The sequence below is a fragment of the Glycomyces paridis genome (assembly GCF_004912155.1).
Taxonomy (GTDB): domain Bacteria; phylum Actinomycetota; class Actinomycetes; order Mycobacteriales; family Micromonosporaceae; genus Glycomyces; species Glycomyces paridis.
Map to the genome: position 1 here is coordinate 197,013 of NZ_STGX01000007.1, position 13,143 is coordinate 210,155.

The following is a 13,143-nucleotide window of genomic DNA, read 5'->3' on the forward strand; positions in this document are numbered from 1 at the left end:
ACTCGCCGCTTCTGGAGCTCCTCGATCGGGACGCGGACCTCGCCGATGCGCCCGCGCATCTCGGGGTCCTCGTAGTAGGCGTCGGGCGCCTCCAGGAACTCCACGCCCCGCTCGCGCATCGCGTCGACCGCGGCGAGGATGTCGTTGGTGGCGAGCGCGATGTGCTGGACGCCGGGGCCGCCGTAGAAGTCCAGGTACTCGTCGATCTGCGACTTCTTCTTGCCCTCGGCGGGCTCGTTGATCGGGAACTTGATCTTGCGGTTGCCGTTGGCGACGACCTTGCTCATGAGCGCGGAGTACTCGGTGGCGATGGCGTCCTCGACGAACTCGACGATGTTGGTGAAGCCCATGACCCGCTCGTAGTAGGCCACCCACTCGCGCATCCTGCCGAGCTCGACGTTGCCGACGATGTGGTCGATCGCCTGGAAGAAGCGCCGCTCGGGCGGGGCGACCATCGGTTCGGCGGCCACGAAGCCGGGCATGAACGGACCGGTGTAGCCCGACCGGTCGATGAGGACGTTGCGGGTCTCCCCATAGGTGCCGATGACGGCGCGGCGGATCGTGCCGTGCTCGTCGGTCAGGTCGTGCGGCTCCTCGACCGCGATGGCGCCCTGGGCGACAGCGTGCTTGTAGTTCGCGTCCACATCGGGCACTTCGAGGGCGACTTCGATGACGCCGTCGCCGTGGTCGGCGTAGTGGCGGGTGGCCTCGGAGTCGGCCGTGACGCCCCCGGCGAGCACGAAGGTGACCCCGCCGGACTTCAGCGCGTACTCGGCGTGCTCGCGGTGGCCCTGCTCGGGGCCGCGGTAGGCGAAGAGGGTCATCCCGAAGGCCGTGGAGTAGTAGTGGGCGGCCTGGCGGGCGTTGCCGACGTAGTAGCGGACGTGGTCCCAGCCCTTGATCGGGAACGCGTCCTCGCGGATGTCGTGCTCGACCGCGCCCACCAGCTGGGCGTCGGAACTGCGGTTGGCGGTGTCGACCATGGCGGCCTCCTCGGGTCGCTGACCTGTGCGGGGCTCGCGGGTCTCGCGGAGCCTCGGTTGTGGCCCCGATCATCATGCACAGCGCGCGACTGGGCAAGCAGTCGCCGCACTGCTGCGCAACTTGTACATATCTACCAGACTTCTCGCCGTTACACTGGTCGATATGACCAATAGTTCGGCGATCGACGCACTCGATGCACGGCTCATCGCACTCCTCGAAGCGGAGCCGCGCATCGGCGTCCTCGAATGCGCCCGGCGCCTCGGCGTCGCGCGCGGCACGGTCCAGGCGCGCCTGGACAAGCTCGCCTCCCGCGGCGTGGTCCGCGACTTCGGCCCCCGCGTCGACCCCGCGCCGCTGGGATACCCAGTGACGGCGTTCGTGACACTCGAACTGCGCCAGGCGGTGGGCCACCAGCGGGTCGCCGAGCGCCTCGCCGACATCCCCGAGGTGCTGGAGGCGCACACGGTGACCGGTGTGGGCGACATGCTGTGCAGGATCGTCGCGCGCACCAACGCCGGCCTCCAGGACGTGATCGACCGGGTCCTGGCGAGCGAGGGCGTCCTGCGGGCCACGACGGTGATCGCGCTCGCCGAGCAGATCCCCCACCGGACGCTCCCGCTCGTGCGGGCCGCGGCCGAGGAGCGGGGCCCGCGGGCGGAGTAGGGGCGCCGCCTCGGCCGCACCGCGCGGGGCCGGGGGGCTCGGCGGTCGGCGGGCGCGGATGGGACAGGGGCGGCACCGCCTCCGTACCATCGGTTCCCATGAGCGCGACGAACCCCCCGCCGCCCGAAGGGCCGAACCACCTCGCCGACGAACTCCCGCTCCTCCTCGCGGACGCGATGTGGGCGTACGAGTCCCGCGCCGACCTCACCGTCCTGAACGGACTCACCGAGGCGGTGCGCGCCGCCGCGGGCGATCCGCTCCTCGCACGGGCCGCGGGGCTCCTCCACTGGGGCAGAGCCGAGGACTTCGAGGACGAGGAGTACGACGGCGACGAGTCGAACTCGGCCCAGATCCGGCTGGCGATCGCCCTCGCCGAAGCGGTCGCGGCCGGCGAAGGCGACCTCGGCGCCCGCGCCGGGGCGCTCGAACGGCTCGCGGACCTCCGGATCCAGACCGGAGGCGCCGCCGGGACCATGACGACGTTCATGGAGCTCGCCGAGGTCCGGGCCCGGCTGGCCGCCGCCGATCCCGGCGAGCTGCCCGCGCTCGCGGCGGTGCTCGTGAGGCTCGCGAGATCGTGCAAGTGGGCCGCGCGGTCCTGCGAGGACGAGGCCGAGAAGGCCTGGCACCTGAGCACCGCCGCCGTGTACCAGCTGCGCGCCGCCGAGGTCTACGGCTCGCTCACCGCGGCGGGGACGCACGTCGGCGAACTGGTCGAAGCCACCCGGCAGGCGGCGCGGTTCATCGAGGACGCCGACGGCCCGGAGGCCGCGGTCGCCGTCTCGGCCGAGGGGATGCGGCTCGCCGAACTCCACGCGGCCGGTCTCGAACCCGAAGAGCGGCTGCTGCAAGCAGAATCGGCGATCGAATCGCACGCCGGAGTCCTCATGCGAGCGGGCCGCCGCGACGCCGCGCTGCGCCACTCCCTGCGGCGGCTCGGTCTGCACGACCGGCCCGACGCCGAGCGGCCCGACGCCGAGCGGCACGCCAGGGCCCTGCGCGCCCACGCCGTCCTGCTGCGTGACGCCGGGTTCCCCGAGACGGCGATCCCGGTACTGGAACGGGCCGTCGACCTTCTGGTCGGCGCCGAGACGGGGGCGTCGTTCAGCCCGCTGCACCTGGCCTTCGGGTACAACTCGGAGCTGTACGAGGCCCACGAAGGGCTCGGCGAGGACGAGGCGGCGCTGCGCCGATCCGAACGGGCCGTGGCGATCCGCGAACGCCTCTGCGACCTCGACCGGCGCTCGCACGCCGCCCGGCTCTACCGCGACGCGGTCAAGGCCCACCAGGCCCGCCTCGCCGAGCGGGACCTGGACGACGAACCGGTCGCGTTCACCCACCGCGTCGTCGCGGTCTTCGAGCGGATCGACACCGAGGGGCGCCCGAACACCGAGCTCGCGGACCTCCTGTGCGAGAAGCTGTGCGAGCTGGACCGGCGCGGCCTGTACACCGAAGCGCTCGCGCTCGGGAGCCGCGAGATCCCGATCCGCGAGGCCGCCGCGACGGCACTCGAACCGAACCCGGACCTGGCGCGCGCCTTGAACAACCGAGGCCTCGTCTACGGCCGCCTCGGCCGCGACGCCGAGGCAGTCGAGGACTTCGAGCGCGCCGTCGAACTGCACGAGGCCGTCGCGGCCGCGGCGACCGACGACGGTTTCGCGGCCCAAAGGCTCTCCGAAGCCCTCTACAACCACGGCAGGTCGCTCAAGCGGCTCCGCCGGTACCAGGCCGCGGCCGCGGCGCTGCGCCGCTGCGTCGAACTGCGCGAACAGCTCGCCGAGGCCGACCCGGAGCGGTCTCCCACGGAACTCGCCGACCCCCTCGACCTGCTCGCCAACGTCTTCCACGAGTCCCGCGACTTCACCGCCTCCTTCGACGCCCGGCGCCGGGCCGAGGACGCCTACGCGCGGCTCCCCGAATCCGACGCCGACCGGCCCTGGCACCTCGCCCAGGTCCGATCCGGCTTCGCCGCGACCTGCGTGCAAGCCCACCGCGACCTCGAGGCCCTGGAGACCGGACGCGAGGTCGTCGAGTCCTTTGAGGAGCTTTACGCGGCGGACCCCGGCAGGGCCCGGTCCGACCTCGCCCGCTCCCTCCGCAACCTGTGCATCGCACTGAAGCGGGCCGGGCTGCTGGACGAACAGGTGACCATTGCCGAGCGCGCACTCGCCCTCCAGGAGCAGGTGCACCAGGAGGACCCCGAACACGACCTGGACGACCTCGCCGACGCGTTCGACCGCTACTCCCTCGCCCTCAACGAGGTCGGGCGGACTGCTGACGCCGCCGAGCCCGCCGTGCGCGCCTGCGAGCTCGCCGACCGCCTCCTTGAGACCGACCGCGGACGCCATCTCGACGACGTGGTGCGCCTCATGGACAACGCCGCGAGCACGCTCGCCGACGCCGACCGCGGCGAGGAGGCTCTCGCGCTGTCCCGCAGGGCCCTCGACCTCGCCCGCGAGCTGGCCGCCGCCGACACGCCGAGCGGCCTGCGGTACCTCGCCACGTCGCTCCTCAACCACGGCAACCGCCTCAGCGAGCGGGAACTGAAGGAGGAGGCCCTGGCCGTAGCCGAGGAAGGCGTCGCGGTGGGCGCAGCGGCCGACGCGGCCGAACCGGGCCTCCACCACACCGTCCACGCCAAGGCGCTCGTCAACCTGGGCCGCCGCCTCAGGGCACTCGATCGCGTGGACGAGGCCGTCGCCGCCTCGGCCCGGGCCATCGACCTGCTCGAACCGCTGTCCGGGCCCGGTGGGACGCCTGACCTGGAGCTCCTGGAGACCCTGGCCATCGCCCACGGTAACCAGGCGTCCGACCACGAGGTCGCCGAGCGCCTCGCGGAGTCCGAGGCCGCCGGCGGTCGGGCCGTGGTGGTGCTCGAACGGCTCGCCGCGGTGGGCCACCGCCCGACCGTCATTCCCGAACTGCGCAACCAGGTGTCATGGCACGCCTACCGGCTCGCAGGCGTCGAGCGGCACGCCGAAGCCGTCGCGCGGAGCGAGTACGCCCTGGAACTGAGCCGCGAGATCGGCGACCCCGAGGACGTCGACCACCGCCGGATCGACCTCGCCGAACACCTCCAGACCCTGGCGGGGACCCTCGGCGACCGCCGCGCGGCCTTCGCGGCCGAAGAGCGGTCCATGGACCTGGTCCGCGAGTTCTACTCGGGGGCGCCGGATCGCGACGAGGAGCACCTGTGCGGCGCGCTCCTCGACTGGACCTGGGCGCTCGGACTCGTCGGCAGGTTCACCGAGGCGCTGGACGCGTCCTTCGAGACCGCCGCGGCGGTCGAGCGGCGCTACGGCGGCGAACCCGGCCTCAACCACTGGCAGGCCCTCGCACTGGACAACATCGCCACCTCGCTCGGCGCGGTGGGCCGGACCGCCGAAGCCCTCGACGGGCAGCGGCGCGCCACCGCCGCTTGGGAGACGCGCCTCGCGGACAAGGACACGCCTTCGCGGCGCGCGGACGTCGCCTGGTCGCTGCGGTTCGAGGCCTGCTGGATGGCCGAGTCCGGCGCCGACCCGCAGGAGACGGCCGCAGTGTCGGCTCGCGCCGTCGCGCTGTACCGGGAGGCCGCGGCGGTCCTGCCCGACCAGCGTGCCGACGCCGCGATCACGGCGGCCGAGCACGCCGTGCACCTGGCCGCCGCCGGTTCGCCGGCGGAGGCGGTCGCGATGGCCGACGAGGCCGCTCGCACCCTTGAGGCGCTGGCGGCGGCCGATCCTGCCGAGCGACCGGAACTCGCTGCGGCCCAGCGCCATCGGGCCCGCGTCCACGCCGCCGACGACCGGGACGACGCCCTCGCGATCGCCCTCCGCTCCGCGGCGATCTGGAGCCGCCTCGCGGAGGAGTTGCCGCTGGCATTCGGCTTCGAACTCGCCCTCACGCTGCAACTGGTCGCCGAGCTGCGCCTGCCGCACGCTCCGGCGGAGGCCACCGGGTTCGCCGAACGCGCCGTGGCGCTCATGGCGACCGCCGAACGCGACGAACCGGGCGCCTTCGCGGACCGGCTCGCCGAAGCCGAGTCCACACTCGACCGCTGCCGTGCGGCGGCCCCGCGCCGGCCGATCCCGAACCAGGATGAGGAGGACGACCCGAAGGGCAAGCCGCTCAACGTGAACCTGGCCTGAGCTTCGGCCCGGTCACGGGTCGGGGTCACGGGTTCGGGTCGCGGGCCTGTTCGCGGGCCTGGTCGGGCCTCAGACCCGGACGAGCCGCGGGCCCGGCCCGGCCTTAGACCCGGACGCCCCATGGGCCCGGCCCACGGGGCCTGACCAGGTGCGGGCACCGACACTTGCAGGTGAAAGCGGACCGCGGGCGCCAACACGGGGCTGAGCCGGGTGCGGGCGGCGACTCTCAACTGGCGTAAGCGGATCACGGGCACCGTCACGCGGCGAACCTGGTGCGGGCGGCGGCTTCTAACTTGGCGTAAGCGGACTACGGCCGCCTCCGCGGGCGCCGACAGACGGCCGGCCCAAGTGCGGGCAGCGGCTTCCAACTGGCGTAAGCGCACCACGGTCGCCTCCCCGGCCGCCTCCCTGGGCGCCTCCACTGGCCCGAGCCAGGTGCGGGCGGCGGTGACGAGGGCTTCGACGCCGGTGCTCAGCGTCGGCTCGATCACCGGCGCGAAGTGCGGGGAGTGGTTCCCCGGGAGCGCGTCGATGTTCCCCGATGTGAAGGCCGCGAGCGCGGTCTGGGTGTCGAGGCCGCCCCAGAACCAGAACACGGTGGGCGCCCCGGCGGCCTCGCCGAACACGCCGACATCTTCGCTGGCGGTGACCAGCGGCATTGGGAGCATCCGGTCGGCGAAGCGTGCTTTGAAGGCCGCCACGGTGATCGCGGTGGATTCGGGGTCGGAGACGAGGAGCGGGGCACTGTGCGTCCAGGTGATCTCGGGCGGCTTGGGCGCGCCCGAGGCCTCGCTCTCGGCCTTGATGATCCGCTCGATCGCGGCCTTGACGCGCTCGCGCACCTGCGGCGAATAACTGCGCACGTTGATGCCGAGTCCGGCGGTGTCGGGGATGATGTTGTCCTTGTTCCCGGCCTGGAGCCTGCCGACGGTCACGACGGCGGCCTCGGCGGGCGGCACCTCCCGCGACACGATGCCCTGCAACCGCACGACCGTGTTGGCGGCCATGAGAACCGGGTCGATCGCCGATTCCGGCCTCGACCCGTGCCCGCCCTGCCCGTGCAGCACGACGGCGGCGGTGTCGGACGCGGCCATGACCGGCCCGGAGGCGTATCCGATGAAGCCCGCCGGGAGCGGTCCGACATGCTGCCCGAGCACGATCGCGGGCTTCGGGAACCGCTCGAACAGCCCGTCCGCCACCATGTCGGCCGCGCCTTGCGCGAGCTCCTCGGCGGGCTGGAAGGCCGCGACGACAGTCCCCGTCCATTCCTCCTTTGTGGCCGCGAGCGCTTCGACCGCGCCGACGAGGCAGGTGGCGTGCATGTCGTGCCCGCACGCGTGCATGACCGGCACCTCGCGCCCGTCGCCGTCCACGGCGGTCGCCTTGCTCGCGTACGGGAGCCCGGTCTTCTCCTCGACCGGTAGAGCGTCGAAGTCGGCGCGGAGCATGACCACGGGCCCGTCGCCGTTGCGGATCACCCCGACGACGCCGGTGCCGCCGACCCCCTCAGTGGTCTCCACGCCGAGCGCCTGGAGCGCCTCGGCCACCTTGGCGGCGGTCCGGGTTTCCTGGAGGGAGAGTTCCGGGTGCTCGTGAAGGTCCCGGTAGAAGTCCGCCAGCGCACCGCTCCGAGTCTCGCTCATGTTGCCTTCCGCCACGACCTGTCCCCCGTTCGATAGTCGAGGATTCGAACCTAACCGCGCGAGCCCCCACCGGGCGGCCGAACACGAACGTCGAGCCGCGACACCCTCACCTCACCGCCTCCTTCCGCCCGCGACCACCCGCCGGCGCTCTGTCGCTGAAGTCGTGATCATCGCCGCGAAGTCGGTGAACTGCTCACGCGAGGCCGTCGCACACGGACGGGTTGCGATTTGAAGACCACCAGCGCTTTTCAACCTCACACTCCAGGTGTCGGAATGCCGACAGAAGATCGCCGATGACTTGATCCGTTGCGGTCGAGCGCCATTGCAGCGGTCTCGTTGCGAGCGCGTTCGCGGCCGCTCCAAGCCGCCCGAAACCACGATCCACCGATGTTCCCGCAGCTCAAGAGTATCGAGATGCTGTTCATCGGAAGGCAACGAAAACGGGGCAACGTAATGGAGGGTCCATTACGTTGCCCCATAACGGAGACCCGTAATGAAGCCCCGACATTACATAGTGGTTGTGAACGGTGAAGGCGCACGAACTCGTGGGACGATCGCTACGAAACGTAGTCGCGAAGCGTAGGGAGGCCGCGATGGCAGGAACCATCCTCTACGAGAGGTTCGTCAAGGCCTATTTGAAGGCCGAGGTCAGGATCATCGCCGAGGAGGCCGGTTGGACACCCGCAATCTTCGGGGACGTCATGTGCAAGAGCACCACCACGATCAAGGCGTGGCTGGGGAATGAACGGCTCCCCGACCTGGGGAACATGTCGCTCATCTGCGACCGGGGAAGGGTCGACCCGGACCGGAAGCAGTTCATCATGCATGTGAGGGAACAGCTCCTCACCGGCTCGGAGATGGTCTCGAACCTCGAAGAGCGGGCCATGTACATCGTGGAAGCGTCGGAGCGGAACTATGGGACCCTGGTCAAGTGGGACCCGGTCCTCCTGTCGGCGTTGGTGCAAACTGAGGCGTTTCATATGGAGGCGCTGCCCGAGGCACGTGAGGGTACCGCGCACAAAATCCCGAACTGGAAGCGCAAGGAGAAGCGACAGGAAGCCTTCTTCAACCGCATCGGATCAAAGAGTTCCCCGGTTACCGAGCTCTACATCCCGTCGAACATCTTCACCGTAATCGACAACCTTGCCGCCAAGGACAAGAGCGCACAGATCGCCCGGCTCGTTGAGGTTGACGCGATGCCCGGATGCGAGGTCCGGGTGGTCCGAACACCAATGGTGGTGCCCTCTTCATTTGAGTCCTTCAAGGGCGATGGGTTCGCTGGTGCGGGCCCGGATTTCGTCTACGTCGAGACCTACGACCAGAGCCGCCACGTGGTCGAACCCGCGAACGTCGCCTTGTATGATCAAGCCCGCAGCCGTCTCAGGGCTGACTCGCAGGAAATCGGAAGGTGGCTTGATGGTGGAGTACACCAGCTGGCGGAAGAGCACGCGGAGTAGCAACACGGCCGATAACAACTGCGTCGAGTGCCGCCAGTCATGGAAGAAGAGCACCCGAAGCAACAACACGGCCGACAACAACTGCGTCGAAGCTCGGAACATCTGCTCCGGCTTCCAGGTGCGGGACTCCAAGCTCGGGCAGGACTCCCCGGTCTTCGAGCTGACCGCAGCCGACTATGCCGGTCTGCTTCGGGGCTCGCGCGGCTTAACCCGGTCGCATCCCAGACAAAGCCGTGGGGCCGCTTCGGAAACGAAGCGGCCCCACGAGTCTGTACCGCGCATGTTCTGAGCCGCGTGGCGTGATTCCATACACCCCAACGGCTTTCGGAGCGATGCTTCGGCGCTAGCTCAGCTCGCCAGGGGTTCGATGGCGCAGGTTCAGCATCTTGACCTGGATCCGCCGCAGGAGCGCGATGGCGTCGGCATTGTCGAGGCCGGTAGTGGCCTCCCAGTCCAATCCTGACCCGTAGATATCGCTACTGAACAGGATCTCGCTGGCGAGCTGGGCCCGTTTGAGGTCGATGGCGGCGATGAGGCCGTCGCGGCGAGCGAGATCGGCTATGTCGTTGCACCGCTTGATCATGTCGTTCGCATCGGTGAAGCCGACGAACACGGCCAGGGTATCGGTGACATGGGCAGGACCACCGCTCTCCTCCAGCGTTCGAGCGAAGAACTCACGCTCGTCGCGGTCGAACCCCAGCGGAATCAGCTGTCCCACGCCGCACCTCCCGAATACCGCTTCAGACTACCCGCGAAGACCTCACCCGGCGGGTTCCGAGACAGGCGCGAGGCGGCGCACGTCGCCGGTTTCGCCGATCCGGGTTGGATGTTCGCCAGGTAAAACCGGTGTGCTGTTGCAGGTGCTTGGCTTTAGCGATGTTTGGGCTTAATAGTCCGATATACAATGAAGGGTTCGCGTCTTGCAGTACTGATCGAGGAGCCGTTCATGACCGGTCACGACCACGACCATCACCACCATCACGACCACGGGCATTCGCGCCACAGATGGGCCCATCGCCTCAGACACGCGCTGGCGCCGCACTCGCACGACAGCGCCGACAAGGTCGACCGCGCGATGGAATCGAGCCGTGAAGGGCTGCGCGCGCTGTGGATCTCCCTCGTCCTGCTCGGGGCGACCGCACTCGCCCAGGCCGTAGTCGTGGCGTTCACCGGTTCCGTTGCGCTCCTGGGCGACACGCTGCACAACGTCGCCGACGCCCTGACCGCCATCCCGCTCGGGATCGCGTTCCTCCTCGGCCGCCGCGCCGCCAACCGGCGGTACACGTACGGCTTCGGACGGGCCGAAGACCTCGCCGGGATCGTCATCGTGCTGTTCATCGCCGCCTCGGCCGTCGCCGCCGGGATCGCGGCGATCGACCGACTCCGCAACCCCGAGAACGTCGAGCACCTGTGGGCTGTGGCCGCCGCCGGGCTCATCGGCTTCGTGGGCAACGAACTGGTCGCCCGGTACCGCATCCGCGTCGGCAGGCGGATCGGCTCGGCCGCACTGGTCGCCGACGGCCTCCACGCCCGGACCGACGGGTTCACCTCCCTCGCGGTGCTCCTCGGCGCGGGCGGGGTCGCGCTCGGCTGGACCTGGGCGGACCCGGTGGTCGGCCTCGCCATCACCGCCATGATCGCGCTGGTACTCAAAGACGCCGCGCGCCAGATCTACCGGAGACTCATGGACGCCGTCGACCCCGACACCGTCGACCGGGCCGAACAGGTCCTCGCCACCACCCCGGGCGTGACCGGCGTCGGCGCGCTGCGGCTGCGCTGGATCGGCCACCGGCTCCACGCCGAGACCGACATCCTCGTGGACGCGCGACTGAGCCTCATCGAAGCGCACACCATCGCGGTCGACGCCGAACACCGACTCATCCACGCGATCCCGCACCTCACCGGGGCGACCGTCCACACCGACCCTGAGGCCGTCACCGACGCGCATCTGGTCCTCGCCCGCCACCGGTAACCCTTGAACCGCTCCTTCTGGAAGCTCTTCAGCGCCTCCGCCATCGCCACGTGCGCCGACGGCATCGTGAAGGTGTCACTGCCGCTGCTCGCCACCTCGCTGACCGACGACCCGGTGCTCATCTCCGGCCTCACCGCGTTCGCGTTCCTGCCGTGGCTGGTGTTCGGCCTGCCCGGCGGGGCGCTCGCCGACCGGCTCGACCGCAAGCGCGCCATGTCGACCGCCAACCTCACCCGGGCCGCCCTGCTCGGCGCGCTCGTACTGCTCGTCGTCCTCGGCGCGGAGAGCATCCTCGTCCTGTACGCGGCGGCGTTCGCGCTCGGCCTGTGCCAGGTCGTCTACGACTCCGCGGCGCGCGCCATCCTGCCCCAGATCGTCGACCGCCGCGGCCTCGACAAGGCCAACAGTTGGCTCACGGTCGAAGAGACCTTGGGCCAGAACTTCATCGGCCCGCCGGTCGGCGCGGCGCTCTTCGCCTGGCTCCGCGCCGTCCCGCTCGTCGGCGGCGCGATCGGCTTCGCTCTGGCCGCGATCCTCGTGCTTGCCGTCCCCGGCCGGTTCCGGGTCGAACGCGCCGAGCCGACGAGCCTGCGCGCCGACGTCCGCGAAGGCCTGCGCTGGCTGTGGCGACACCCGCTCATGCGCGAACTTACGATCCTCAGTGGACTGATCGCCGCGTTCCTCTCGATGGCGACCTCCCTGAACGTCCTCTACGCGCTCGACACCCTGCGCCTCGACCCCTCGACCTACGGCGCGCTCTTCATCGCCCTGGGCCTCGGCGGCCTCACCGGCTCCGCGGCCACCGCACCCGTGACCGCCCGCCTCGGACGCCCCCGCGCCATCACCCTCGCCGCCGCGATCGCACCCCTCATGTGCCTCCTCCTCGGCGCCTTCCCGAACCTCTGGACCGCCGGCCTGTGTTTCTTCGGCATGGCCGCGGGCGTCACCATGTGGAACGTGCTGACCATGTCGCTGCGCCAAGCCCTCATCCCCACCGAACTCCTCGGCCGCGTCCTCGCCGCCAACCGCGTCGCCCTCTGGGGAGGCATCCCCCTCGGCGCCCTCACCGGCGGGGCCCTAGCTCAATTCACCAGCGTCCCAACAGCATTCATCGCCTCCGGCCTCGCCCAACTCGCCGTCGCAGTCCTGATCCACCGTATGGTCGGCCGCCACCGCCAACGCATCACCGACACCTACCAACAGCCGAGGCCATCGCCCTAGGTAAGTCGTCGGCGTGGTCCTCTTGGGGGCCGAGCCAGTAGAGGACGCCGTGCTCGAAGTCGTCGTTCGGGTAGGCTTCCACGATCTCCCAGCCCCGGTAGCCCTCGGGATCAGGCGGAGGATTCACGCCGAGCTCACGCGCGTATGCCGCAAGCCCTCGTGAGTCGAGGTCGTCATCGAAGCGTCGCCACAACTCGGCAAGGGTTTCGGGGGGAGCTTCGACGGGGCGGTCGTAGTCGATCATTCCTTGATTCCCTCTCCGGTCCCTGTGATCTTCTGACGGTACGGCACTCGCCCTTCTCGGACGACATGAACGTAGGCGACCGTGTCGCGCGGAATGACGTGCCGGAAGTTCTCGGCGCAGCCCTCCGGGTCAGGCAGTTCGGACTCACCCTGTCGCGATCCGCACAACGGCACGTTGAGGTAGAACGCCGCGTCTTGCAGACGGTCCTTGCGGATCATCGCCGCCGCGTCGCCTTCGACGTGCCATGTGGTCTTCATGTCCTCCGACGACGCCCAGGGCTCGTGGAGTTCGGGGCGCTCTGGTGCCTCTCCCTTGCGGTGGGGCTTGAGCGGCTCGCGGTTGAGCTGCTCGCCGTCGGCGGTATAGACCAACGCACGCGCCGAGGTCCGGCCTTCGGCGTTCCGGGGGTACCCAACACGACGGATCTCCTGGACGGCCTCAGGATGCGAACGCCTTGGATTGAAATCGGCAAGACGGCGGGCGCGCCCGGTCGGCGCGGCTGACTGGGCCGGAGTTCCGGTACCAGTACTCAGTAAACCGCTCTGCCCGATCGCAACGACTTGGGCCTGTACCTCGCTGATGCGCTCGGCGAGCCTGGCCGCTTCAGCCATCAAACCTTCGATAGACCGAGCAGCGGCGCTCGCGCGATTCGCCGAGGCCTCCGCGCCGAGCGCCGCAATTCCCGCTTGCAGATCCTCCGTCTGCTGTTTGCTCACCGCAAGCTGTCCGGCGAGCCCCTCGGCCTCACTCCTGCTCACTCCGAGAGCGGCGGAAATGTCGTCCACTCTGGCCAAGGCAGGCCCCTTCCGCATCGGGCTGGACCGACCAT

Annotated in this window: 10 protein-coding genes and 1 pseudogene (1 of these 11 cut by a window edge); 6 read left to right on the plus strand and 5 right to left on the minus strand. The window is 70.1% G+C overall.

Features of this window, described 5'->3' with window-relative positions; genetic code table 11:
• A protein-coding gene (hppD, locus tag E9998_RS11465) for a 4-hydroxyphenylpyruvate dioxygenase (protein WP_136529825.1) crosses the window boundary here: on the minus strand, positions 1-983 show its 5' portion. It extends 265 nt beyond the left edge of the window; only the first 983 of its 1,248 coding nucleotides appear in the window; it begins with the start codon at positions 981-983; its stop codon lies beyond the left edge, outside the window.
• A gap of 163 nt (positions 984-1,146) precedes the next feature.
• Between hppD and E9998_RS11470 the strand changes: the two genes are divergently transcribed.
• Both E9998_RS11470 and E9998_RS11475 read left to right on the plus strand, forming a co-directional pair.
• Entirely contained in the window at positions 1,147-1,647 is a 501-nt protein-coding gene (locus E9998_RS11470; RefSeq protein WP_136529826.1) for an Lrp/AsnC family transcriptional regulator, read from the plus strand.
• A gap of 98 nt (positions 1,648-1,745) precedes the next feature.
• Positions 1,746-5,777, plus strand: coding sequence for a tetratricopeptide repeat protein (locus tag E9998_RS11475; RefSeq protein ID WP_136529827.1), 4,032 nt, complete (start codon positions 1,746-1,748; stop codon positions 5,775-5,777).
• Between the two features lie 440 nt (positions 5,778-6,217).
• Here the strand turns inward: E9998_RS11475 and E9998_RS27055 are convergent.
• A pseudogene (locus E9998_RS27055) lies at positions 6,218-7,420 on the minus strand (amidohydrolase); the annotation flags it as partial.
• A gap of 593 nt (positions 7,421-8,013) precedes the next feature.
• On the opposite strand from E9998_RS27055, the gene E9998_RS11485 reads away from it, so the two are divergent.
• A complete protein-coding gene (locus E9998_RS11485; RefSeq protein WP_136529828.1) occupies positions 8,014-8,877 on the plus strand; it encodes a Scr1 family TA system antitoxin-like transcriptional regulator in 864 nt (287 codons plus the stop codon).
• The gene (locus tag E9998_RS11490) at positions 8,837-9,166 is read left to right on the plus strand and encodes a DUF397 domain-containing protein (protein WP_136529829.1); all 330 of its coding nucleotides are present in this window, start codon (positions 8,837-8,839) and stop codon (positions 9,164-9,166) included. The genes E9998_RS11485 and E9998_RS11490 overlap by 41 nt, the downstream gene beginning before the upstream one ends.
• A gap of 54 nt (positions 9,167-9,220) precedes the next feature.
• On the opposite strand, the gene E9998_RS11495 is transcribed toward E9998_RS11490, so the two are convergent.
• Positions 9,221-9,595, minus strand: a complete 375-nt coding sequence (locus tag E9998_RS11495; RefSeq protein ID WP_136529830.1) for a hypothetical protein — start codon at positions 9,593-9,595, stop codon at positions 9,221-9,223.
• A gap of 228 nt (positions 9,596-9,823) precedes the next feature.
• Here E9998_RS11495 and E9998_RS11500 point away from each other — a divergent pair, with 228 nt between their 5' ends.
• Both E9998_RS11500 and E9998_RS11505 read left to right on the plus strand, forming a co-directional pair.
• Positions 9,824-10,849 carry a cation diffusion facilitator family transporter gene (locus E9998_RS11500; RefSeq protein ID WP_136529831.1) on the plus strand — a complete coding sequence of 342 codons (1,026 nt, stop codon included), beginning with the start codon at positions 9,824-9,826 and terminating at the stop codon, positions 10,847-10,849.
• Between the two features lie 3 nt (positions 10,850-10,852).
• On the plus strand, positions 10,853-12,070 hold the full coding sequence (locus E9998_RS11505; RefSeq protein WP_136529832.1) for an MFS transporter: 1,218 nt from the start codon (positions 10,853-10,855) through the stop codon (positions 12,068-12,070).
• Here the strand turns inward: E9998_RS11505 and E9998_RS11510 are convergent.
• Positions 12,033-12,314, minus strand: a complete 282-nt coding sequence (locus tag E9998_RS11510) for a hypothetical protein (protein WP_136529833.1) — start codon at positions 12,312-12,314, stop codon at positions 12,033-12,035. The two genes, E9998_RS11505 and E9998_RS11510, sit on opposite strands and share 38 nt — an antisense overlap.
• Complete coding sequence (locus tag E9998_RS11515; protein ID WP_240037584.1) at positions 12,311-13,099, minus strand: DddA-like double-stranded DNA deaminase toxin; 789 nt, start codon at positions 13,097-13,099, stop codon at positions 12,311-12,313. Before E9998_RS11515 ends, E9998_RS11510 begins: the two co-directional genes overlap by 4 nt.
• Between the last annotated feature and the right edge of the window lie 44 nt (positions 13,100-13,143).